Origin of the sequence: Cronobacter sp. EKM101R (genome assembly GCF_963888145.1) — a bacterium.
GTDB lineage: Bacteria > Pseudomonadota > Gammaproteobacteria > Enterobacterales > Enterobacteriaceae > Cronobacter > Cronobacter turicensis.
Map to the genome: position 1 here is coordinate 729,997 of NZ_CAWPHW010000001.1, position 23,859 is coordinate 753,855.

Genomic DNA, 23,859 nt, shown 5'->3' on the forward strand with positions numbered 1-23,859 from the left:
AAAAGCGAGGCGTAAAACCTCGCTTTTTTTCTGGCTGCATGATGATGACCTCATCATGTTGCGGAAGCGCTCAAGGCAGCAGGTGATATTTCTCGGAAAGCTGATGGGCGAGGTATTTAAACATATTAAATACCGCCGTGGTTTTTGCCGTCGGCAAGCCTTGTTCGTCCATAAAATATTCGCCGCGAAAGACGAGTACGCCATTTTTCTGCTCAACATCGGTGGCCACCATGCCGGCAATATAGTCCTCATGTTCGCGGATCATTTTATTGGCCTGCGCCAGCAGCGTGGCGCGGTCGATAGGCTGAGTCATCTCTTGCATAATCATCTCCTTACTAACAGGGGGATAGTGTACGTCCCACCGGGTGTAATGGGCAAATTTTCCCTGCACTTCAAAGGGCTTTTCAAAAACGCCCCGTGGTGGCGTTAATCACTTTTGCATGCTAATAAAGTTGCGTAACGAATTTTATCAGGTAGAGTGTGACGCTTTCGCAAATCTGGCAACAGAATTGCTTGACATTCGACCGAACTTCCGTCGTGCTGTAGCGCATTTGCACGATAAAACCTGACGACTCAGCCACCGGTAATAGCGTGAACCGCGCCTGGTGATGGATTAAGGGGTTGATAAGCTTTGCGATGGCCTCAATATACGGGGCTTGTCGCCAGAGAAGGCGAATCAACGTGCGACGTATTCTGGAAGAATCAAATCAGGTAAAGGTGAATATGGGTAAAGCTCTCGTCATCGTTGAGTCCCCGGCAAAAGCCAAAACGATCAACAAATATCTCGGTAAAGACTTCGTGGTGAAATCCAGCGTCGGTCATATCCGGGATTTGCCGACCAGTGGCTCCGCCCCTAAAAAAAGCGCTGAATCCGCCCCGACTAAACCGGCTAAAAAAGTCAAAAAAGATGAACGCGGCGCGTTAGTCAACCGCATGGGCGTCGACCCCTGGCATAACTGGGAAGCCCAATACGAAGTGCTGCCCGGCAAAGAAAAAGTGGTTTCTGAACTGAAATCGCTCGCCGAAAAAGCCGACCACATCTATCTCGCAACCGACCTTGACCGCGAAGGGGAAGCCATTGCCTGGCACCTGCGGGAAGTGATCGGCGGTGATGAAACACGCTATAGCCGCGTGGTGTTTAACGAAATTACCAAAAATGCGATCCGCCAGGCGTTTGAAAAGCCGGGCGAGCTGAATATCGATCGCGTTAACGCCCAGCAGGCGCGCCGCTTTATGGACCGCGTGGTGGGTTACATGGTCTCCCCGCTGCTGTGGAAGAAAATTGCCCGTGGGCTGTCCGCCGGCCGCGTGCAGTCCGTGGCGGTGCGTCTGGTGGTCGAACGCGAGCGTGAAATCAAAGCGTTCGTCCCGGAAGAGTTCTGGGAAGTGGACGCGCTGCTTTCCACGCCGAAAAGCGATCAGCTCAGCGTTCAGGTGACGCATCACAAAGATAAACCGTTCCGCCCGGTAAACCGTCAGGACACCGAAGCGGTGGTAGCGCTGCTGAAAGCGGCAAGCTATCAGATTGTCGAACGTGAAGATAAGCCGACCAGCAGCAAACCGGGCGCGCCTTTTATTACCTCCACGCTCCAGCAGGCGGCGAGCACCCGTCTGGGCTTTGGCGTGAAGAAAACCATGATGATGGCCCAGCGTCTCTACGAAGCGGGTTACATCACTTATATGCGTACTGACTCTACCAACCTGAGTCAGGATGCGGTAAGCATGGTGCGTAACTATATCGGCGAGGAGTTCGGTAAGAAGTATCTGCCGGAAAACCCGAACCAGTACGCCAGCAAAGAGAATTCTCAGGAAGCGCATGAAGCGATTCGTCCTTCCGATGTCAGCGTGCTGGCGGAATCGCTGAAGGATATGGAAAACGACGCGCAGAAGCTGTATCAGCTGATCTGGCGTCAGTTCGTCGCCTGTCAGATGACGCCGGCGCAGTACGACTCTACGACGCTGACCGTCGCCGCCGGCGATTTCCGCCTGAAAGCGCGCGGTCGTATCCTGCGCTTCGACGGCTGGACCAGAGTGATGCCTGCGCTGCGTAAAGGCGATGAAGACAGAACGCTGCCTGCGGTAAACCAGGGCGATAAGCTTTCTCTGCTGGAGCTGACGCCTGCGCAGCACTTCACCAAGCCGCCTGCGCGCTTTAGCGAAGCGTCGCTGGTAAAAGAGCTGGAAAAACGCGGTATCGGCCGTCCCTCTACCTATGCGTCTATCATTTCGACCATCCAGGATCGCGGCTATGTGCGCGTGGAAAACCGTCGCTTCTATGCGGAGAAAATGGGTGAAATCGTCACCGATCGTCTGGAAGAGAATTTCCCGGAGCTGATGAACTTCGACTTCACTGCGCAGATGGAAGATTCCCTCGACCAGGTGGCCAACCATGAGGCCGAGTGGCGCGCGGTGCTGGACACCTTCTTCGACGATTTCTCAAGACAGCTTGATACCGCCGAAAAAGATCCTGAAGAGGGCGGTATGCGCCCAAATCAGATGGTGCTTACCAGCATCGACTGCCCGACCTGCGGCCGTCCGATGGGTATCCGTACTGCCAGCACCGGCGTCTTTCTGGGCTGTTCCGGCTACGCGTTGTCGCCGAAAGAGCGTTGCAAAACCACCATTAACCTGGTGCCGGAAAATGAAGTACTGAACGTGCTGGAAGGCGACGACGCGGAAACTAACGCGCTGCGCGCCAAACGTCGCTGCCAGAAATGCGGCACAGCGATGGACAGCTACCTTATCGATCCGAAGCGCAAACTGCACGTGTGCGGCAACAACCCGACCTGCGACGGTTATGAAGTCGAAGAGGGCGAATTCCGCATCAAGGGTTATGACGGCCCGGTAGTCGAGTGTGAGAAATGCGGTTCTGAAATGCACCTGAAGATGGGGCGTTTCGGTAAGTACATGGCCTGCACCAACGACGAGTGTAAGAACACCCGTAAGATCCTGCGTAACGGCGAAGTAGCGCCGCCGAAGGAAGATCCGGTGCCGCTGCCGGAACTGCCGTGCGAGAAGTCGGATGCTTACTTCGTCCTGCGTGACGGCGCAGCTGGTGTATTCCTGGCGGCGAACACCTTCCCGAAATCGCGCGAAACCCGCGCGCCGCTGGTGGAAGAGCTGCAACGCTTCCGCGATCGTCTGCCTGAAAAACTGCGTTATCTGGCCGATGCGCCTGCGCAGGACCCGGAAGGCAACCCGGCGGTGGTTCGCTTCAGCCGTAAAACCAAACAGCAATACGTGGCGTCTGAGAAAGACGGAAAAGCCACCGGCTGGTCTGCGTTTTACGTTGACGGTAAGTGGGCGGAAGGCAAAAAGTAAGCCTGACGCAGTGCAAAAACGAAGGCCAGCGCATGCTGGCCTTTTTGCGTTTATAACTACCTTATTATTTTTTTCACTGAACTATACACATAAGCTATAAAAGGTTGCCCGGTTATAGTATCTTCCTTTTTTATTATCAAATCGTCTTAAGCCTGCGTGCAGGCGACTCTGATTCTGGATGGTCGGTCATGAAACTACAGCAGTTGCGCTATATCGTTGAGGTGGTGAACCATAACCTGAATGTCTCATCCACGGCGGAAGGGCTTTACACGTCGCAGCCCGGCATCAGTAAACAGGTGCGTATGCTGGAAGATGAGCTCGGGATTCAGATTTTTGCCCGTAGCGGCAAACACCTGACGCAGGTAACCCCTGCGGGTCAGGAAATTATCCGCATCGCACGCGAAGTATTGTCAAAAGTGGATGCCATTAAATCGGTAGCCGGAGAACATACGTGGCCTGACAAAGGCTCGCTGTATGTCGCCACCACGCATACGCAGGCGCGCTACGCGCTGCCAGGCGTTATCAAAGGCTTTATCGAGCGTTACCCGCGCGTTTCGTTGCATATGCATCAGGGCTCGCCCACACAGATTGCTGAAGCGGTCTCTAAAGGCAACGCCGATTTCGCTATCGCCACCGAAGCGCTGCATCTTTATGACGATCTGGTCATGCTGCCTTGCTATCACTGGAACCGTTCGATAGTCGTCACGCCGGATCACCCGCTGGCGTCCAAAGAGAGCGTGAATATTGAGGAGCTGGCGCAATATCCGCTGGTCACTTATACCTTCGGCTTTACGGGCCGCTCAGAACTCGACACCGCGTTTAACCGCGCCGGGCTGACGCCGCGTATTGTCTTCACTGCAACCGACGCCGATGTGATTAAAACCTACGTCAGACTGGGGTTAGGGGTAGGGGTGATTGCCAGCATGGCGGTGGATCCGGTCTCTGACCCGGATCTGGTGCGCCTCGATGCGCACGATATTTTCAGCCACAGCACCACCAAAATCGGTTTTCGCCGCAGCACCTTCCTGCGCAGCTACATGTATGATTTTATTCAGCGTTTCGCGCCGCATTTAACCCGCGATGTGGTCGATGCCGCCGTTGCGTTGCGCTCGAATGAAGATATTGAAGCGATGTTTAAAGATATCAAATTACCTGCCAAATAATTCCCGCGCGTACCTTTTCACTGGTGCAAAGGTACGCCGATTTTTCCTGCCTTTATTCAAATTAAAAACATAATCATTCGCACTAAGCGAAATTAAAATCGCGCTTTTCCATATTAAAAGTATGGACAAGGTGTCGTCTCGTCACGACAAAAGTAGGAAATAATTCTCAGCTACGCAAATCCACAACTTCAATAATTTATTTCACGTCAAAAGATTGAATATTTTCTCCAAAAATGATCGTAAAGGTGCTGGATTTTTGGCTGGTTTTTATTTAGGATTTATCTCAACTGATGATTACTTCTGCCAATTGTTTGGTGCCTATATGATAAGCAATGTCGATTGTACGAGGTTAACAATGCCTGCAGAAAGCGACGATTCGCAAAGAGATCCCGATCTTAAGCGTAAAGCGTGGCTGGCGGTGTTCGGCATCTCAACCCTGTTCTGGATTGGGATTGCGCTTCTGGTGTGGACATTCTGGGGTTAAGCATGGCTCTACAACAGCACGCTTTCACTCGTTCGCCAATATGTCAACCAGATGACAGGCACGAAAACAGCCCAAATGGGGGTTTTTCAACCCTTCCGGCAGGCTGGAAGCTAACAAAAGAGCAACAAGATTTTATCGCGTTATTTTCGGAAGAAGATCACAAAAACAATAAACGCTGAATAGCGTAGATAATAAAAAACAAGAATTTAATTTAACCTAAATTTATCTGTTCTCGTTGTTAACGCAGCGAGAAAAATTACACACAGCAATCTTTACAACGCTGGCAAGCGCCAGATTGATCAACGGTTTTAATTATTGGTGTAACAGGTATGAATAATCAGCTCACGCTCAAATACTGGTCATGGATTGGCGTATTTACGGTTTCTTCCTTGTTCTGGTGTCAGCTTGTCTGGATGCTTGCTCACTGATTTCTCTGCGCCTGGCTCCCGCCAGGCGCTTTGTTTTCCCCCTCCGTGTTTCCTCACTTTTAGCGATTTGGGTTGTTATCAAATCGTTACGACATGTTTGTGTTATCTTTAATACAGACCCTGATAACAATCGGGGCATCGCTATCTCAGGACTGAAGGAGGAGCTATGTCGTCGACCCTACGCGAAGCCAGTAAGGACACATTACAGGCGCAGGATAAAACCTATCACTACTACAGCCTGCCGAAAGCCGCCCGGGAGCTGGGCGATATCGCGCGGTTACCCAAATCACTGAAAGTTTTACTCGAGAACCTGCTGCGCTGGCAGGATGGCGAGACCGTCACGCTTGAGGATATCCAGGCGCTGGCGGGCTGGCTTGAGCATGCGCATGCCGATCGCGAAATCGCGTATCGCCCGGCGCGGGTATTGATGCAGGATTTCACCGGCGTTCCGGCGGTGGTGGATCTCGCGGCCATGCGCGAAGCGGTGCAGCGTCTCGGTGGAGACGTCTCGAAAGTGAACCCGCTCTCGCCGGTCGATCTGGTGATTGACCACTCCGTGACCGTCGACCACTTTGGCGACGATAACGCGTTTGAAGAGAACGTGCGTCTGGAGATGGAGCGCAACCACGAACGTTACGCATTCCTGCGCTGGGGCCAGCAGGCGTTCAGCCGCTTCAGCGTGGTACCACCGGGTACCGGCATTTGCCATCAGGTTAACCTTGAGTATCTGGGTAAAGCCGTCTGGAGCGAGCTTCAGGACGGCGTGATGGTGGCGTACCCGGACACGCTTGTCGGCACGGATTCCCATACCACGATGATTAACGGCCTGGGCGTGCTCGGTTGGGGCGTCGGCGGTATTGAAGCGGAAGCGGCGATGCTCGGCCAGCCCGTGTCGATGCTTATCCCGGATGTCGTCGGTTTTCGTCTCACCGGTAAGCTCAGCGAAGGCATTACCGCCACCGACCTGGTGCTGACCGTCACGCAGATGCTGCGTAAACATGGCGTGGTCGGGAAATTCGTCGAATTCTTTGGCGACGGGCTGGATTCCCTGCCGCTGGCGGACCGCGCGACGATTGCCAACATGGCGCCGGAATATGGCGCGACCTGCGGCTTTTTCCCGATTGATGACGTGACGCTTGGTTATTTACGCCTGAGCGGACGTAGCGAAGAGCAGGTAGCGCTGGTCGAGGCCTATGCCAAAGCGCAGGGCATGTGGCGCAATACTGGCGATGAACCGGTGTTTACCAGCACCCTTGAACTGGACATGGGCACGGTCGAGGCCAGTATCGCCGGGCCGAAACGTCCGCAGGACCGCGTAAGCCTCGGCGATGTGCCGAAGGCGTTTGCCGCCAGTACTGAGCTTGAAGTCAACTCGCCGAAAAAAGATCTGCACTCGATTGGGTATACGCTGAACGGGCATCAGTATGAGTTGCCGGACGGCGCGGTGGTCATTGCGGCGATCACTTCCTGTACGAATACCTCTAACCCAAGCGTGCTGATGGCGGCGGGCCTGCTGGCGAAAAAAGCTGTGCAACTGGGGCTTAAGCGCCAGCCGTGGGTGAAAGCGTCGCTGGCGCCTGGCTCAAAAGTGGTATCCGATTATCTGGCTCATGCGAAGCTGACCCCGTGGCTCGATGAACTGGGCTTTAACCTGGTCGGGTATGGCTGTACCACCTGTATCGGTAACTCCGGTCCGCTGCCTGAGCCTATCGAACAGGCGATCAAGAAAGGCGATCTGACCGTTGGCGCGGTGCTCTCGGGCAACCGTAACTTCGAAGGGCGTATTCATCCGCTGGTGAAAACCAACTGGCTGGCGTCACCGCCGCTGGTGGTCGCGTATGCGCTGGCAGGCAATATGAACATTAACCTCGCTACCGACCCCATCGGCCACGATCGCAAAGGCGATCCGGTCTACCTGAAGGATATCTGGCCAACAGGGCAGGAGATTGCCCGGGCGGTGCAGGAAGTCTCGACCGATATGTTCCGCAAAGAGTATGCGGAAGTCTTCGAAGGAACCGAAGAGTGGCGTTCCATCCAGGTGCAGGCGTCAGATACCTACGACTGGCAGAACGACTCCACCTATATTCGCCTGTCGCCGTTTTTCGATGAGATGCTTTCCGAACCGGCGCCGGTGCAGGATATCCATGGCGCGCGTATTCTCGCGATGCTGGGCGATTCCGTCACCACCGACCACATTTCCCCTGCGGGCAGCATCAAGGCGGACAGCCCCGCCGGACGCTATCTGCAAAACCATGGCGTAGAGCGCGCGGACTTTAACTCCTACGGCTCCCGACGCGGCAACCATGAAGTGATGATGCGCGGCACCTTTGCCAACATTCGTATCCGTAATGAAATGGTGCCGGGCGTGGAAGGCGGGATGACGCGCCTTATTCCGGGTAACGAGGTGATGTCGATTTACGATGCCGCCATGCGCTACCAGGAGCAGGGTACGCCGCTTGCGGTTATCGCCGGGAAAGAATATGGCTCAGGCTCCAGCCGCGACTGGGCGGCTAAAGGCCCGCGCCTGCTCGGTATTCGCGTGGTGATTGCCGAGTCGTTCGAACGTATCCACCGCTCTAACCTGATTGGCATGGGCATCCTGCCGCTGGAGTTCCCGCAGGGCGTGACGCGTAAAACGCTGGGGCTGACTGGCGACGAGACGCTGGATATCGGCAATCTGCAGTCTCTGACGCCAGGCAGTACGGTGCCGGTTACGCTGACGCGAGCCGATGGCTCAAGCGAAGTGCTGGAGTGCCGCTGCCGTATCGATACCGGTAATGAGATGACCTATTACCGTAACGACGGCATTCTGCACTATGTGATCCGTAACATGCTGCGCTAAAGGCGCGGCATACGGTGAAACAAAAAAGGCCTGCGTTTGCAGGCCTTTTTTATGGCGCCGGTCAGTTACCGGAGAGCAGATGCCCCATCTTGGCGGCTTTGGTGTCGAGATAGTGCTCGTTCTTCGGGTTGCGACCGACAATCAGCGGCACCCGTTCAACGATATTAATCCCCGCTTCGGTCAGGATCTCGACCTTGCGCGGGTTGTTGGTCAGCAGGCGCACTTCATCCACGCCCAGCAGCTTAAACATGTCCGCACACAGGGTGAAATCGCGCTCGTCGGCGGCAAAGCCAAGCTGATGGTTCGCTTCAACGGTGTCGTAACCCTGATCCTGCAACGCATAGGCACGAATTTTATTCAGCAGACCAATGTTACGGCCCTCCTGGCGATGATAGAGCAGCACGCCGCGCCCGGTTTCGGCGATCTGCGACAGCGCCGCTTCCAGCTGAAAGCCGCAGTCGCAGCGCAGGCTGAACAGCGCGTCGCCGGTCAGACACTCGGAATGCACGCGGGCCAGCACCGGCTCCGCGCCGGTAATATCACCAAATACCAGGGCTACGTGATCCTGTCCGGTGGCCAGTTCTTCAAAACCCACCATCAGGAAATCGCCCCAGGGGGTTGGCAGTTTGGCTTCTGCCACACGTTTAAGCTGCATGTGATTCTCCGGATATTATGACGCCCGCAGGCGCCTGCCAGTCTGTTGGCTTTCTGTCGTTACTCTGTATTTTGCCACATCCCGGCAGGGTTCGCCTCTCTCTGTCGTGCTCTTAATATTAATCGCATCAATAGGTAACTATCCTGCCGGACGTGATTTTCGGTTATTCTTGAAGGACTTCAGGAAAAAGGAGAGAGCATGCTGGCAATTGCAAAACGTACCGCGGTCGGCGCCGCGCTGTTACTCATCATGCCGCTGACCGTCTGGATCTCAGGCTGGCAGTGGCAACCGGGCAGCAGCTCGTTATGGCTGAAAATGCTGTTCTGGATGACGGAAACGGTCACGCAGCCCTGGGGCATTCTTACTCACGTCTTGCTATGCGGCTGGTTCTTGTGGTGCCTGCGTTTCCGGTTGCGTCCGGCGCTGATGTTATTCGCGATTCTGGGCATGGTCATTATGGCGGGGCAGTGGTCTAAGTCGCTGATTAAAGAAAAAGTTCAGGAACCTCGTCCGTTTGTTATCTGGCTTGAAAAAAACCGTAACATCCCGGTGGACGAGTTCTACAATTTAAAGCGCAAGGAACGCGGCGAACTGGTGAAAGCGCAGTTGAAAAACGAGACCGATATCCCGGCCTGGCTGCGCAAACACTGGCAAAAAGAGACCGGTTTTGCTTTTCCATCGGGGCATACCATGTTTGCCGCAAGCTGGGCGATGCTGGGATTCGGGCTGCTCTGGCCGCGCAGGCGAACCATTACGCTTGCGGTGCTGACGCTCTGGGCCATCGGCGTGATGGGCAGCCGAATGCTGCTCGGCATGCACTGGCCGCGCGATCTGGTGGTCGCCACGCTGCTCTCCTGGCTGCTGGTGACCATCGCCGCCTGGCTTGCGCAGCGTCTCTGCGGCCCGCTCACGCCGCCGGTGGAAGAGAAAGTGGAAATCGCCCGGCGCGAGACAGAAGAGTGACGGCGGCTTGAGTTTCGCCGTTACGACCCTATTTATAAAGGATGTCCTGGCGCTTTATCATTTCACGCAAAGGGTGGAAATGATAACGTATAGCGCGTTGAGCCGAGGCCGGGACATTGGTCGCACAAAACACATACGGGATGTCATGTGAAATATCTGATTATTTTTTTAGTGGTATTAGCGATTTTCGTCGTTTCCGTCACGCTGGGCGCGCAAAACGATCAACAGGTCACCTTTAACTTCCTGCTGGCGCAGGGCGACTATCGGATCTCTACGCTGCTGGCGACCTTATTTGGCGCAGGTTTTATTATCGGGTGGATCATCTGTGGGCTGTTCTGGTTGCGCGTTCGCCTGCAACTGGCGCGTGCCGAACGTAAAGTGAAACGCCTTGAGCAGCAACTCGCGCCTGCAGAGCCGGTTCCGGCAAACGCCGCCGCGCCTGCTGTTAAGGATTAACCCTCTATGCTGGAGTTGTTGTTTCTGCTGTTGCCTGTCGCCGCTGCGTATGGCTGGTATATGGGCCGCAGAAGTGCGCAACAGGATAAAGAGCAGGAAGCGAATCGCCTGTCACGCGACTACGTCGCAGGCGTGAACTTTCTGCTGTCCAATCAGCAGGATAAAGCGGTGGATCTGTTCCTTGAAATGCTCAAGGAAGATACCGGCACCGTCGAAGCCCACCTGACGCTCGGCAACCTTTTCCGCTCGCGCGGCGAAGTAGACAGGGCTATCCGCATTCACCAGTCGCTGATGGAAAGCGCGTCGCTCACCTACGATCAGCGTCTGCTCGCCGTTCAACAGCTTGGCCGCGACTACATGGCCGCCGGGCTCTACGATCGCGCCGAAGACATGTTTAATCAGCTGGTGGACGAGACCGATTTCCGCACCGGCGCGCTTCAGCAACTGCTGCAAATCTATCAGGCCACCAGCGAATGGCAGAAAGCCATCGATGCCGCCGAACGCTTGGTCAAGCTTGGCAAAGAACATCAGCGCGTCGAAATCGCCCATTTTTACTGCGAACTCGCCCTCCAGGCGATGAGCAATGAAGATATGGATCGCGCCATGTCGCTCCTGAAAAAGGGCGCTGCGGCGGATCGCAACAGCGCGCGCGTCTCCATCATGATGGGCCGCATTTTTATGACGCGCGGCGATTACGCGCACGCCGTCGAAATGCTGGAAAAAGTCATCAGTCAGGATCGCGAACTGGTGAGCGAAACCCTGGAGATGCTCCAGGTCTGCTATCAGCAGCTTGGTAAACCCGACGAATGGGCCGAATTCCTTAAACGCTGCGTGGAAGAAAACACCGGCGCGGAAGCGGAACTGATGCTCGCACAGGTGCTTGAGCAGCGTGAGGGCGCAGACAGCGCGCAGGTCTATATCACGCGCCAGCTTCAGCGCCACCCGACCATGCGCGTCTTCCACCGGCTGATGGATTACCATCTGCATGAGGCGGAAGAAGGGCGCGCGAAAGAGAGCCTGATGGTGCTGCGCGATATGGTGGGCGAGCAGGTGCGCACCAAGCCGCGTTATCGCTGCCAGAAGTGCGGCTTCACCGCATTCACGCTCTACTGGCACTGCCCGTCGTGCCGCGCCTGGTCCACCATCAAGCCTATCCGGGGCCTTGACGGCCAGTAATTTCACTTCTTCTCTGTCCCTGCCGCACGTTCTGTCGCGGCAATGTTTTACGCGTATTTTAGTTACAACATACTTATGATTTTTCAGGCCGCCGTTGTGGCGACAGCGCGTTTACGGTGAGTCAGGCGGCCTGGCAGGGCGATCTTGCCTGTAAATTTTCGCTGACGGCGGGTAGAATGCTTGCCGTTTATCAACCTCGCGCCACGCCGGTGCGCCTGTCAGAAGGTCTGGTCATGACATTAATTGCCTCCTCTCATTCTGTAACTCATTCTCCCGTGGTCGTCGCGCTCGATTACGACAACCGCGACAGCGCGCTGGCCTTTGTGGATGGCATCGATCCGCGCAGCTGCCGTCTGAAGGTCGGCAAAGAGATGTTTACGCTGTTCGGACCGCAGCTGGTGCGCGATCTGATTTCGCGCGGCTTCGACGTTTTTCTTGACCTGAAATTTCACGATATCCCGAATACCACCGCGCGCGCCGTTGCCGCCGCGGCGGAACTCGGCGTCTGGATGGTGAATGTCCATGCAGGTGGCGGCGCGCGGATGATGACGGCGGCAAAAGAGGCGCTGGCGCCTTTTGGCAATGACGCGCCGCTACTGATTGCGGTTACCGTGCTCACCAGTATGGAAGCCGACGATCTGCAAGGGTTAGGCATCACTCTTAGCCCGGCAGACCAGGCGGAGCGTCTTGCGCGCCTTACACAGCAGTGTGGCCTTGACGGCGTGGTCTGTTCCGCGCATGAGGCGGTGCGTTTTAAAGCGGCGTTCGGGCGCGAATTTAAACTGGTCACGCCGGGCATTCGTCCCGCTGGCAGCGACGTGGGCGATCAGCGCCGCATCATGACGCCTGCCGAGGCGCAAGAGGCGGGCGTGGACTATATGGTTATTGGACGTCCCATCACCCGTGCGGCGAATCCGGCACAGGCGCTGCGGGATATTCTGGCGTCTCTGAAGCAGGAGGGGTAATGCGCGACACGAACAGCCGTCTGGTCTATTCCACGGAAACCGGACGTATCGATGAGCCCAAAGCCGCGCCCGCGCGCCCGAAAGGCGACGGCGTGGTGCGTATTCAGCGCCAGACCAGCGGACGCAAAGGGAAGGGCGTATGCCTTATCACCGGCGTTGACGCTGACGACGCGACGTTAAATAGTCTCGCCGCCGAGCTTAAGAAAAAATGCGGCTGTGGCGGCGCGGTCAAAGACGGCGTGATTGAAATTCAGGGTGATAAACGGGAATTAATTAAAAGCCTGCTTGAGGCAAAAGGAATGAAAGTTAAACTGGCGGGCGGTTAATTGTTAGCCACGGCAAAAATGCCGTGGCTATTTTGTTATGTTTACTGCGGTATAGCCAGACCTGTAATTATTCGGTGATGCGAGTAATACGTCAAAGCGTTATGCTTTTGCGGGCCGCAGATTAATGAACCTGATGACCGATAATACCGCCTACCGCTGCGCCGCCGAGGGTGCCGAGCGCGCTACCGTCGGTCAGCACGGAGCCGCCGATTGCACCTGCACCCGCGCCGATAGCGGTGTTGCGGTCACGTTTAGACCAGTTTGAGCATGCGCTCAGAGAGGCTACCAGAGTAACGGCCAGGACTGACGCGGCTACTTTTTTGTAATTTAATGACATAATACTTTCTCCTGAATAATTGATTCACGGAAAGGCTGCTCACTATAAGTATAGTGGCTAAATCGCAGCTTAAAGCGCCAGTCCATGAAACGGTGCAGCGATACGGAATAAAGAATCACGCAGGTGACAATCAACACTCAGTAATATCGCTAAGGTTAATTTTAATTTCTTAAGCGAATTCAGACAGGTAAAAAGTCTTAATTGATGCTGAGAATAGTCTCAAGCGAGGCGCGCCTGTAGCGACGCGCCAGTCATGATTCAGGCAGGAAAGGGTGAAAGGATATCAAGCGCCAGACCGGAGGCGACGAGCGCGTCGCGGGCAGTTTCATTCAGGCTGTCATCGGTGATAACCCGGCTGAAGCGTGACGCAGGGCCGAGCGTATACGGATGCACGGCGCCGAATTTACTGCTGTCGGTGAGGATAATCGCCTCGCTGCCTTTTTCCAGCACCGCATTGACCACATCGGCGCGCATCATGTCGCGGCCGGTAAAGCCCGTCTCTGGCGACCAGCCGTCAATCCCGATAAACGCTTTGCTGAAATGCACCTGTGAAATGTACTGGCGCGTCAGCGGGCCGACCATAGTTTCGCTTTTTTTCTGGTAGATGCCGCCGAGCAGGATAATTTCACACGAGGTTTCTTTCAGCAGATGCGCAATGAAACTGCTCACGGTGATAAGCGTGATTTTCTTTTGCTCGGCCAGCGCCCGCGCCAGCAGGGCATTGGTACTGCCGTTTTCGATAAACACCGTTTCGCCGTCATTCACCAGCGAGCAGGCGAAATCCGCAAGCCGCCGCTTCAGGGCGAAATTATTCATCATGCGGGTTTCAACATCGTCGCTGTCGAGCGGCACGGCGAAGCCATGCGTGCGGCGCAGATAGCTCTGCTTTTCGAGAAGGTTAAGATCCTGACGAATGGTGACTTCAGAAACGCCGGTGATTTTTGCCAGTTCCGCCACGCTCATGCGACCGCGGTCAATCACCATCTGTAAAATGATTTGTTGTCGGGAGTTCATATCTGCATCGTTATGCGCGGTGGCATGGCGCCACCGCGGTATCATTTAAAGCGTATGTTCGGTACGGGCGATAATATCATCCTGCGCATCAGGGGATAAGGCCGTAAAGAACGCGGAGTAACCCGCCACGCGCACCACCAGATCGCGGTACTTATCCGGGTGTGCTTTGGCGTCCAGCAAGGTTTCACGCGAGACGATGTTGTACTGAACGTGCCATCCCTTATGCACCTCAAAGAAGGTGCGCAGCATCTGCATCAGTTTCTGGCGATCGCGTAAGTTATCCAGTGTGGACGGGTTAAGCTTCTGATTCAACAGCACGCCGCCAAGTATTTTCGCCACCGGCAGTTTCCCGACTGAGTTAATGACCGCGGTTGGCCCCAGACGGTCAGTGCCTGACGCCGGGCTTGCGCCTTCCGCCAGCGGCGTTCTGGCCTTGCGTCCGTCCGGCGTCGCCATCGTCGCCGCGCCAAAAGGCACGTTCGCGGAGATAGACGACGTACCCGCGTAGTAGGTGCCGCCGATGGGGCCGCGCCCGAAACGGGTATTGTGATACTGCTTCAGCTCGTCGATATAGGTCTGGTACGCGCGCGCCAGCAGCAAATCCACATCGTCGTCGTCATTGCCGTACTTCGGCGCGCTGTTAATCAGCCGCTGGCGCAACTGTTCGCCGGTAAGGCCCGCAAAATCATCGTTCAGCGCCTGCGCCAGTTGCGGCTGGGTCACCACGCCCTGTTCAAACACCAGCCTGCGCACTGCGGCGAGGCTATTGCCCAGGTTGGCGATCCCCACCTGTAACCCCGAAACCCAGTCATATTTAGCGCCGCCTTGCTTAATGCTTTTGCCGCGCTCAATGCAGTCATCCACCAGCGCCGAGCAGAGAATGTCGTGCGCGTTCTCTTCCAGCACCGTGTCCACCACGCACTCTATTTCAATCGATTTGCGGGTGTAGTAGCGGACCTGACGATCCCAGGCGTCCATCACTTCGCTAAAGTGGCTGAAATTACCAGCGGAGAGCGCCTTTTCCTGTGGCAGGAAAACCTTGCCGGTCGTCGCGTCGCGACCGCCTTCCAGCGCCGCCAGCATCACACGGGCGAAGTTAATAAAGCTCATGCCGGTGCAGCGATAGCCCCATTTCCCGCCGACCGCCGTTTCGATGCAGCCGATGGCCGCATAGTCATAGGCGTCTTCGCGGCTGACGCCAAGCTTAATAAACTCGTCGATGACGATTTCATCATTGTTGAACGCGGGCATCCCGAAACCGCATCGGATCACCTGGACGCAGGCGTCGAGGAAGTCATTGCTCATCCCGGCGTGGTAGCGCACGCTGAGGTTCGGCTGGGTGGAACGCAGGCGGCCGCACGACTCCAGCACCGCCCAGGAGAGCGGGTTGACCGCGTCCACCGGCTCGCCGTTAAGCAGACGCTGGCCGCCAATCGTGACGTTCTGGTAGAGCGGACTGCCCGCCGAGGCTTTAGAATGCGAGCCTGAGCGGATTTTGTTGACCTCCAGCAGCTTCAGCCAGCAGCTCTGCAACAGTTCGATAGCGCGTTCGCGCTCAAGCGTCTGTTCAAGCTCGACATCGCGGCGATACCACGGATAAAGGTATTGATCGAGGCGGCCGAACGACACGGAGTGCCCGTTGGACTCAATCTGCAACACCAGCTGCACGAAATAGCAGAGCTGCAAGGCCTGCCAGAAGGACGCGGGCGGCTGATGCGCGATATGTTCGCAGTTAGCGGAAATGGCAAGCAGCTCATCGCGCCGCGCCGGGCGGCGCTCTTCCTGCGCCATACGGGCCGCCAGCGCCGCGAAGCGCTGAATATGTTCGCTGAGCGCGCGAAAGGTAATGTCGATCGCTTTCAGGAATTGTTCTTTATGCAGGTCGTCCTGATCGGTCAGCAGCAGACGCGCGCGGCGCTCCGCCACTCTGGCGCGCAGGCCGTCGAGGCCGTTCTCCAGCAGCAGCGGGAAATTCACCGCCAGATGCGCGTCGCCGGAGGTCATATTGCCTTCCGCTTTGATAATGCCCGACGCCAGCAGTTCTTTTTGCTCATCGGTAAACATGCCGTAGCAGCGATCCTGCACGGTCTGGCCGCGCCACCACGGGCAAATTTCGTGCATTACCGCTTTATCCTCTGGGCTGACAGAGAACCCGGCGCCCGGACGGTCGGCGAGATCGTCTATCTCTTTCTCAATCCAGCTGACGGTGTACTCAGGGAAAAAGGGCGCCGCGCGCACCTGGCTTGCCTGATTGCCGACAATCAGCTCGTCATGTTTGATCCAGATGGTGCGGTTCGCCAGATGATGCGCCAGCGCCAGCGCGCGGCGTACCGGCAACGGTTTATCCTGATGCTGCTGATAGACTGCGGTGTAGTGCTGCGCACGCTCGGTACAGACCGGCGGACGGACGATCTGCACCAGCGCCGCTTTATGGGCTTTGATGCGTTCAGGCAGAAAACTCAGATTGAGTTCAGTCATGGTGGTTATCCTCTTATCCAGGCGGTGAGTCCTTTCTGGCGGGCGTAATCTTCGGCAAACGCCAGCAGCGCCGGTTCGTCGAGCGGCGTTGCCGGTGCCAGATAGGGCCAGTCCAGCAGGCGATACTTGTTAATGCCAAGGGTGTGGTAGGGCAGAAAATGAATATGACGAGCGCCGGTTTCATCAGCGGCGAAATCCGTAATGGCGCGAACAGAGGTTTCATCGGCGTTAAAGCCAGGGATCAGCGGAACGCGAATGGTCATCTCCACGCCCGCCGCGGCCAGGCGGCGAAAATTATCCAGCACACGTTCAGCGCTGCCGTCGGTCCAGGCGTGAAAGCGCTCAGGGTCGACATGCTTTAAGTCGGCCAGCAGCAAATCAAGAAACGGCAATGACGGGGCGATATGTTTCCACGGCACATGCAGGCAGGATTCCACCGCCGTATGGATGCCCGCCTCGTGGCTGCGCTGTAGCAGCGCTTTTGCCATCTCCGGCTGCATAAATGGCTCGCCGCCGGAAAGCGTAATCCCGCCCCCGCTGCGGGCGTAAAATGGACGGTCGCGCAGTACGGTTTCCATGATCGACTCGACGCTGCGGGATTCGCCGCACACGCTCAGGGCCTGCGTGGGGCAGCAGTCGGTGAGCGCATCGAGCGCGGCATCATCCAGCGCCGTACGGTCAATCACTAAGGTTTCGCCATTGCGGTCAATCGCCTGCGGACATGCCCGCGCGCAGAGATCGCAGCCGCTCAGGCACAACCGCTCGTCAAACAGCACGTCGCGCTGGCGGCGTCGGCTCTCCGGGTTCTGACACCAGCGGCAGCCGAGCGAACAGCCCTTCAGGAAGACCACGGTACGGATGCCCGGCCCGTCATGGGTGGAGTAGCGTTGCAGATTAAAGATCATGGTGAATACGCCTTTTATCTTTCATTAGAAAATAATGTAACTTTCGAATGAAAGTTTAATTGATGGCGATCAGCTTTATCCGCACCAACTGATTTAAGATGGCGGCAATGTTAACTTGCTCAAAAAGGAGTCGTTATGGAACTGTATCTCGATACGGCAGATGTCGCGGCCGTCAAACGCCTGGCGGGCATCCTGCCGTTACAGGGCGTGACCACTAATCCGTCCATTGTGGCGCGCGCGGGCGTGAAGCTCTGGGATCTGCTGCCCGCCTTGCAGGAGGTGTTGAACGGCGAAGGCAAACTCTTCGCGCAGGTTGTCGCGGTCGACACACCGCAAATGGTCCGTGAAGCGGAACAGCTGGCGCAGCGGGTGCCGGGTCTGGTGGTGAAAATCCCGGTCACGCCAGCGGGGCTCGCGGCGATGAAAATCCTTAAACCGTCCGGCATTCCGCTGCTTGGCACGGCGGTGTACGGCGCTTTGCAAGGATTAATGGCGGCGCTGGCAGGGGCGGAATATGTCGCGCCTTATGTGAATCGTCTGGATGCGCAGGGCGGTGACGGCGTGGCGACGGTCAGCGAGTTGCAGGAACTGCTAACGCTGCACGCGCCGCAATCCAAAGTGCTGGCGGCAAGCTTTCGCACGCCGCAGCAGGCGCTCGGCTGTCTGCTGGCGGGGTGTCAGTCGATCACGCTGCCCGTGGATGTCGCCGAACAGTTACTGAACACACCCGCCGTTGCGGCGGCGGTTGAGGGTTTCGGGCGCGAATGGCAACAGGCGTTCGGGACGCTCAGCCTGTAAGCGCCTTCAGGCGTCAGATCTCCCAGGGCGCCTTCTTTTTATTATCCCCCGGTTCTTCTCCCTGCTGGCCCAGCGCCAGCAGTTCCGCCTTCAGGATTTCCAGATTGTGGATGGCGGAGTGGTAATCGCCCGCCACCAGAATATCCAGAACGGTATCGATACGGTCAGCCAGCTGCTGCGGATTTACTGTCGGCATAATGCTTCCTTTTTACGGTTGATACTGGCCCATGATGCAGAAAAGCGGCGTCAAAGAGAAGCGGGCGGCTCTCTTAATACGCCACCAGAATCAATCATTTCGCTTTAAAAAATAAATTATGGTTATAAAACAGGCCGGCTCCCCGTGCGAAACGCTGCTGTGAATTAGTCTGATCCTGCGCATAACGCGTTAACTTACATGAGGAAAGACTATGTCAGTATTCAACCAATCGACCTGCAAACTCTTTACCGATACAGCGCGTTTTACTCAGCTTTCCGGCTTTTACGAGGAAGAACGCCGCATTATCTGGATGATGTTGCGGGCCCAGCCGCGTCCGTGTTTTAACCATGTCCTTATCGAAGAGATAATGAACCTCAGCTATCTGGTGCAGGAGGCCAGACTGGAGGTGGATTTCTGGGTCACCGGCTCGCTGGTTCCCGGCATGTATAACACCGGCGGCGATTTGCAGTTTTTCGTCGACTGCATTCGCAACGGCAAACGCGAAGCGCTGCGCGCCTATGCGCGCGCCTGCGTGGATTGCGTACACGCCGCCTCGCGCGGGTTTGACTGCGGCGCCATTAGCCTTGCGATGGTAGAAGGCAGCGCGCTCGGCGGCGGTTTCGAGGCGGCGCTGGCGCACCATTTTGTGCTGGCCCAGCGTGACGCCCGCATGGGGTTCCCGGAGATCGCGTTTAATCTCTTTCCCGGCATGGGCGGCTATTCACTGGTGACAAGGCGCGCCGGGATGCGGCTTGCCGAGGAGCTCATCTGGCAGGGCGAGTCTCACACCGCCGAGTGGTATCAGCCGCAGGGGCTGGTGGATCAGCTCTTTGAGCCAGGCCAGGGGTTTGTGGCGACGCGGACGTTTATCGATACCCTGAAACCGCGCCTGAACGGGGTGAGGGCGATGCTTCGCGCGCGCCAGCGCGTGCTGCGGCTTTCGCGTAATGAGCTAATGGAAATCACCGAAGACTGGGTCGACGCGGCCTTCAGCCTGGAGCCGAAAGATGTGGGCTACATGGAGCGTCTGATCCTGTTGCAAAACCGCCATACCGCCGCGGCGCTGCGTAAAGCAGGCTAACGGCCATGACCTCAGACGCCGTTTACGGCGTCTGTTTCCCGGCGCGATAGTGTTGATACCAGCGCTCAAGCTCACTCGCGGTCATTGGGCGGGCGAATAAAAATCCCTGGCGCTGATCGACGCCGTTTTGCGTCAGAAACGCATCTTCCTCTTCACTCTCCACACCTTCAGCGATCACCTTTAAATCGAGCGCCTTCGCCACCGCGACGATGGCATGCACGAGCGACTGCGATACCGGCTGCTTATGGATATCGCGCACAAAGCTTTGATCGAGCTTAATGGCATCCAGCGGAAACCGCGCCAGCTGCGAGAGGGACGAATAGCCGGTGCCGAAATCATCCAGATGCACCTGCGCGCCCAGCGCGCTGAACGCGTTAATGACCGACAGCGCCAGGTCGGCGTTATCAATCAGGCAGCTTTCCGTGATCTCGACGTCAATCGGGCTGCGGGTGAAGTGCATATCGGTAAGCGCCTGGCGCAGATCGCTTATCAGCGTCTGGTCGGCCAGCTGGCGCGCCGAGACGTTCACCGCGACCCGCAACAGCATGCCTTCATCGCGCCACTTCGCCACCTGGCGCACCACATCCAGCATCACCCAGCGTCCCAGCGGCACGATAAGTCCGGACTCCTCGGCATAGGAGATAAAATCAAGCGGCGGGATCAGCCCCCGCTCCGGCGACTGCCAGCGCACCAGCGCTTCCAGGCTGTCCACCTCGCCTCTCGCCGTTATTTTGGGCTGGTAGTGGATAACGAGCTGATTTTTCTCCAGCGCTTTGCGCAGGTTGGTGTCGAGCCAGAGATACTCAAACACCCGCTGATTCATCTCCGGGCAGAAGACGCAAAATTTGCCGCGTCCGTTCTCTTTGGCGGTGTACATTGCTGTGTCGGCGTTGCGGATCACGCTCTCGCGATCGTCGCCATGCTGCGGGGCCAGCGCAATCCCGAGCGAGCAACCGGTATAGACCTCAATCAGCCCGATACGAAACGGATGCTTCAGCCGGGTGATGATCCGTGACGACATCGCCTCCAGCGCCGCCTGCGACGTATCGGTCGCCATCACGATAAACTCGTCGCCGCCGAGTCGCGCCAGCACCTGATCTTTCTCAAGGCAGCTTAGGATGGCGAGCGACACCGCCTGGAGTAACTGGTCGCCGAACATATGCCCGTAGGCATCGTTGACCTTTTTAAAGTTATCGAGATCGAGATAAACGATGCCCACCTGGGTGTCGCCGCGTTTAGCGATGGCGTCGCTTATCATCTCATGGATAGCGTTGCGGTTGGGCAGGCCGGTGATGGCGTCAGTGTTGGCAAGCACGCGCAAACGCTCCTGCGCGCGACGCTCTTCGGTAATGTCGGTGCCGGAGCAAATCAGGAAAATTTCGTTTCGCCCGCTGCCGCTGTGGACAAACTTATTGCGAAACAGAAACAGCCGTTGGCCCTTGCGGGTTTTGATCCAACGTTCGACTTCATACGAACTGCCGTTGCGAAAAAAACCAGTGACGTTACGACGTGAGGCGGAGGCTTCGGCGGGAGACATAAACAGCGTAAAGACATTCTGCCCGATCACTTCCTGTTCTTTCAGGCCGGTATACTCTTCGCTCAGCCGGTTGAAACGCTGGATGTTGCCGTGGCGGTCGAGAATAACGATGACTGAATTGGCTTCAGACACCACCTGTTCGGCGAAGGAGAGCCCCTGCACCAGATCGCGCGCCACGGAGGTGGTGTCGTGCCATGCCGAGGCCGTGCCTGCCCACTCCTTGCGGGAGACCTTACGGCCTACCAGATGCACCGGCACCAGCTCGCCAAACAGCGATAACGAGAGCGTGACGCTTGAGGTAATCACGCTCATGGTACGGATCTGCGCGGCCTGCTCCGGCGTCAGCGGCACCACGTGGCTGGTGACGGCCTCTTCGCTGGCGGCAAGCTGTAGCGCATTGCTGTCCAGCGGCAGGCGCCAGAAAGGGCTGGTGGCGCCGCAGTAGCGGTACAGCAGATTATTATCCAGGTCGTCTTTCATGCTCTCTCCCGAACCCACACCAGGTGCTGCGCAAACGGCACAGCCGGACTCTGCCGGCAATAAGAGGCAAAACAATTGTTTTTACGGGAATATATTTGGGCGAAGGCGGCAGACCCGGTGCGGTCACGGCCATTTCGCTTAATTCTCAAAGCGTTAAATTACGACGCACTCTGTTAGTGTGATCGTTTTTTAGAAAAATGCCCAAGTGAAACGGGAAAAATGTGCGCGCTCACACAGAGGATGAGACGACACGGGAGAGAAGAAGAACTCCCCGGCGGGGCCGGGGAGTGGAGGGTCAGGCGACCGGGCGTGCGATCACGCTGCGGGTTTCCATACGCACTTCGGCGATGGTCACGTCGATAACGTCGGTGACCTTATAAACGGTTTCGCCTTTGATCTGTACGGTGCCGTTTTCCTGGCTGCATACCAGTTCATCACGTACCGCGTGCAGGAACGGCGCCGGAATAAAGGCGACCGCGCCGTTATCCACCAGACGTACGCGCATGCCGCCGCGGCTGACATCGATAATTTCCGCCGCGAAGCGGGTATCGGTACCGGCTTTGTCTTTCAGGAAACGGGCATACAGCCAGTCGCCCACATCGCGCTCCGCCATGCGGTTGAGTCGACGGCGTTCCGCCATCTGCACGGTGGATTCTTCCTGCGGACGCGTAGCGCTTTCGCCTTTGATGATGGCTTTCAGCAGACGGTGGTTGACCATATCGCCATATTTACGAATCGGCGAGGTCCAGGTCGCGTAAGCTTCAAGGCCCAGGCCAAAGTGCGGGCCTGGCTCGGTGCTGATTTCCGCAAACGACTGGAAGCGGCGAATACGGCTGTCGAGGAAACCGGACGGCTGCGCATCAAGCTCACGGCGCAGCTTGCAGAAGCCTGGCAGGGTCAGTACGTCACTGGCATCCACGTGCATGCCGTGGCTCTGCAGCAGCGTCGCCAGCTGTTCGGTGCTGGCCGGATCGAAGCCCGCGTGCACGTTATATACGCCGAAGCCCAGCTTGTCGCGCAGCACGCGCGCGGCGCAGATATTCGCGGCGATCATGGATTCTTCAACGATACGGTTAGCGATGCGGCGCGGCTCGGCAATGATATCCAGCACTTCGCCTTTTTCGCCCAGTACGAAGCGGTAATCCGGACGGTCTTTAAACACCAGCGCGTTTTTCACACGCCAGGCGCTGCGGCGCTGGCAAATCTGCTGTAGCAGACGGATCTGCGCGGCGATCGCCTCGCTGCCCGGCTGCCAGTCGCCTTTTTCTTCCAGCCAGTTGGAGACGTCGTCATACGCCAGCTTGGCTTTGGATTCGATGGTCGCGGTGAAGAAGTGGATCTCATCGCTGATAGCGCCTTCCGCGTCGATAATCATGCGGCACACCAGCGCCGGGCGCTGTACGCCTTCACGCAGCGAGCAGAGATCGTCGGAAAGTTCGCGCGGCAGCATCGGGATGTTAAAGCCCGGCAGGTAGTTGGTGAACGCGCGCACTTTGGCAATATTGTCGAGCTTGCTGCCTTCGGCGATCCACGCGGTCGGATCGGCAATCGCAACGGTCAGTTGCAGGCGGTCGCCATCGAGCGTTTCAACGTACAGCGCATCGTCCATATCTTCGGTGCTGGCGCTGTCGATGGTGACGAAATCGAGCGCGGTTAAATCTTCACGCGTCAGATTTTCATCAAGCATCTCGGTCGCCACGCCGTCCGGCGCTTCGCGCTCAAGATTATGGCGTGCGAGCGTTACCCACCACGGCACGAAATGGTCGTCGCCGAAGGTAATAAACTGGGTCAGTTCCGCGTAAAATCCGCGATCGCCTTTCAGCGGATGACGGCGCATCTCCGCCACCGCCCAGTCGCCATTCTGGAAGTCATGGCTGACGCCGCGTTCAGCGCGGCACGGGATGGCGTCTTTCAGCAGCGGATGATCGGGAACGATAGAGAGACGATCGTCTTTCTTTTGTACCCGGCCCACAAAGCGGGTCAGGAAGGGTTCGATAAGCTCTTCGGGCTCGGCGGATTCTTTTTCCTTTTCCGTATGGATAACGGCAATGACGCGATCGCCGTGCATCACTTTCTTCATCTGCGGAGGCGGAATGAAGTAGCTTTTCTGCGCGTCAACCTCAAGGAAACCAAAACCTTTTTCCGTGGCTTTTACTACCCCTTCGGCGCGCGGCGTCTGGGAATGCAGTTGCTGTTTAAGCTGCGCAAGCAGCGGGTTATCCTGAAACATAGTGTCGAATTTTCGTGGCCAAAA

22 protein-coding genes are annotated in these 23,859 nt (G+C 56.9%); 13 read left to right on the plus strand and 9 right to left on the minus strand.

Going from position 1 to position 23,859, the window contains the following annotated elements; translation table 11 throughout:
* Nucleotides 1-70: 70 nt before the first annotated feature.
* A complete protein-coding gene (locus tag AACV31_RS03580) occupies nt 71-322 on the minus strand; it encodes a YciN family protein (protein WP_007761945.1) in 252 nt (83 codons plus the stop codon).
* A gap of 401 nt (nt 323-723) precedes the next feature.
* Between AACV31_RS03580 and topA the strand changes: the two genes are divergently transcribed.
* From topA to acnA, 6 genes are all read left to right on the plus strand, one after another.
* Nucleotides 724-3,321 carry a type I DNA topoisomerase gene (topA, locus tag AACV31_RS03585; protein ID WP_165154374.1) on the plus strand — a complete coding sequence of 866 codons (2,598 nt, stop codon included), beginning with the start codon at nt 724-726 and terminating at the stop codon, nt 3,319-3,321.
* Nucleotides 3,322-3,509: 188 nt separating this feature from the next.
* Nucleotides 3,510-4,484: an HTH-type transcriptional regulator CysB gene (cysB, locus tag AACV31_RS03590; RefSeq protein ID WP_004387670.1), complete on the plus strand. Its 975-nt coding sequence runs from the start codon at nt 3,510-3,512 to the stop codon at nt 4,482-4,484.
* Between the two features lie 355 nt (nt 4,485-4,839).
* Nucleotides 4,840-4,968, plus strand: a complete 129-nt coding sequence (locus AACV31_RS03595) for a YmiA family putative membrane protein (RefSeq protein WP_015741452.1) — start codon at nt 4,840-4,842, stop codon at nt 4,966-4,968.
* Between the two features lie 2 nt (nt 4,969-4,970).
* A complete protein-coding gene (locus AACV31_RS03600) occupies nt 4,971-5,147 on the plus strand; it encodes a hypothetical protein (RefSeq protein WP_158685769.1) in 177 nt (58 codons plus the stop codon).
* Nucleotides 5,148-5,297: 150 nt separating this feature from the next.
* Nucleotides 5,298-5,396: a small membrane protein YmiC gene (gene ymiC / locus AACV31_RS03605; RefSeq protein ID WP_226993417.1), complete on the plus strand. Its 99-nt coding sequence runs from the start codon at nt 5,298-5,300 to the stop codon at nt 5,394-5,396.
* A gap of 166 nt (nt 5,397-5,562) precedes the next feature.
* Nucleotides 5,563-8,238, plus strand: coding sequence for an aconitate hydratase AcnA (gene acnA, locus AACV31_RS03610; RefSeq protein WP_007761940.1), 2,676 nt, complete (start codon nt 5,563-5,565; stop codon nt 8,236-8,238).
* A 61-nt stretch (nt 8,239-8,299) separates the two neighbouring features.
* Here acnA and ribA read toward each other — a convergent pair whose 3' ends face one another.
* Nucleotides 8,300-8,893, minus strand: a complete 594-nt coding sequence (ribA, locus tag AACV31_RS03615; RefSeq protein ID WP_077568525.1) for a GTP cyclohydrolase II — start codon at nt 8,891-8,893, stop codon at nt 8,300-8,302.
* 198 nt (nt 8,894-9,091) lie between these two features.
* Here ribA and pgpB point away from each other — a divergent pair, with 198 nt between their 5' ends.
* The 5 genes from pgpB to yciH all read left to right on the plus strand — a co-directional run bounded on the left by pgpB (nt 9,092) and on the right by yciH (nt 12,779).
* Nucleotides 9,092-9,856, plus strand: a complete 765-nt coding sequence (gene pgpB, locus AACV31_RS03620; protein ID WP_007761938.1) for a phosphatidylglycerophosphatase B — start codon at nt 9,092-9,094, stop codon at nt 9,854-9,856.
* 147 nt (nt 9,857-10,003) lie between these two features.
* Complete coding sequence (locus tag AACV31_RS03625; protein WP_007698324.1) at nt 10,004-10,312, plus strand: LapA family protein; 309 nt, start codon at nt 10,004-10,006, stop codon at nt 10,310-10,312.
* Nucleotides 10,313-10,318: 6 nt separating this feature from the next.
* Nucleotides 10,319-11,488 (plus strand): lipopolysaccharide assembly protein LapB, encoded by a 1,170-nt coding sequence (gene lapB / locus AACV31_RS03630; RefSeq protein ID WP_075198741.1) that lies wholly within the window; start codon nt 10,319-10,321, stop codon nt 11,486-11,488.
* A gap of 233 nt (nt 11,489-11,721) precedes the next feature.
* A complete protein-coding gene (gene pyrF, locus AACV31_RS03635; protein ID WP_165154627.1) occupies nt 11,722-12,453 on the plus strand; it encodes an orotidine-5'-phosphate decarboxylase in 732 nt (243 codons plus the stop codon).
* Nucleotides 12,453-12,779 (plus strand): stress response translation initiation inhibitor YciH, encoded by a 327-nt coding sequence (gene yciH / locus AACV31_RS03640; RefSeq protein ID WP_075198739.1) that lies wholly within the window; start codon nt 12,453-12,455, stop codon nt 12,777-12,779. Before pyrF ends, yciH begins: the two co-directional genes overlap by 1 nt.
* Before the next feature lie 121 nt (nt 12,780-12,900).
* Here the strand turns inward: yciH and osmB are convergent, their stop codons facing one another.
* The 4 genes from osmB to AACV31_RS03660 all read right to left on the minus strand — a co-directional run bounded on the left by osmB (nt 12,901) and on the right by AACV31_RS03660 (nt 17,513).
* On the minus strand, nt 12,901-13,116 hold the full coding sequence (gene osmB / locus AACV31_RS03645) for an osmotically-inducible lipoprotein OsmB (protein ID WP_165154372.1): 216 nt from the start codon (nt 13,114-13,116) through the stop codon (nt 12,901-12,903).
* Nucleotides 13,117-13,374: 258 nt separating this feature from the next.
* The gene (gene yciT / locus AACV31_RS03650; protein WP_165154370.1) at nt 13,375-14,130 is read right to left on the minus strand and encodes a DNA-binding transcriptional regulator YciT; all 756 of its coding nucleotides are present in this window, start codon (nt 14,128-14,130) and stop codon (nt 13,375-13,377) included.
* A gap of 45 nt (nt 14,131-14,175) precedes the next feature.
* Nucleotides 14,176-16,608 (minus strand): formate C-acetyltransferase/glycerol dehydratase family glycyl radical enzyme, encoded by a 2,433-nt coding sequence (locus tag AACV31_RS03655; RefSeq protein WP_165154368.1) that lies wholly within the window; start codon nt 16,606-16,608, stop codon nt 14,176-14,178.
* A gap of 5 nt (nt 16,609-16,613) precedes the next feature.
* Nucleotides 16,614-17,513 carry a glycyl-radical enzyme activating protein gene (locus tag AACV31_RS03660; protein ID WP_165154366.1) on the minus strand — a complete coding sequence of 300 codons (900 nt, stop codon included), beginning with the start codon at nt 17,511-17,513 and terminating at the stop codon, nt 16,614-16,616.
* 135 nt (nt 17,514-17,648) lie between these two features.
* Here AACV31_RS03660 and fsa point away from each other — a divergent pair, with 135 nt between their 5' ends.
* Entirely contained in the window at nt 17,649-18,311 is a 663-nt protein-coding gene (gene fsa / locus AACV31_RS03665) for a fructose-6-phosphate aldolase (RefSeq protein WP_165154364.1), read from the plus strand.
* Between the two features lie 13 nt (nt 18,312-18,324).
* On the opposite strand, the gene AACV31_RS03670 is transcribed toward fsa, so the two are convergent.
* A complete protein-coding gene (locus AACV31_RS03670) occupies nt 18,325-18,507 on the minus strand; it encodes a YciZ family protein (RefSeq protein WP_007761912.1) in 183 nt (60 codons plus the stop codon).
* Nucleotides 18,508-18,718: 211 nt separating this feature from the next.
* On the opposite strand from AACV31_RS03670, the gene AACV31_RS03675 reads away from it, so the two are divergent.
* A complete protein-coding gene (locus tag AACV31_RS03675; protein ID WP_015741439.1) occupies nt 18,719-19,588 on the plus strand; it encodes a crotonase/enoyl-CoA hydratase family protein in 870 nt (289 codons plus the stop codon).
* 22 nt (nt 19,589-19,610) lie between these two features.
* Here AACV31_RS03675 and pdeR read toward each other — a convergent pair whose 3' ends face one another.
* Together pdeR and AACV31_RS03685 are read right to left on the minus strand one after the other, a co-directional pair.
* Nucleotides 19,611-21,605, minus strand: coding sequence for a cyclic di-GMP phosphodiesterase (gene pdeR, locus AACV31_RS03680; RefSeq protein ID WP_165154362.1), 1,995 nt, complete (start codon nt 21,603-21,605; stop codon nt 19,611-19,613).
* Between the two features lie 295 nt (nt 21,606-21,900).
* On the minus strand, nt 21,901-23,835 hold the full coding sequence (locus AACV31_RS03685; protein WP_165154360.1) for an exoribonuclease II: 1,935 nt from the start codon (nt 23,833-23,835) through the stop codon (nt 21,901-21,903).
* Nucleotides 23,836-23,859 lie beyond the last annotated feature (24 nt).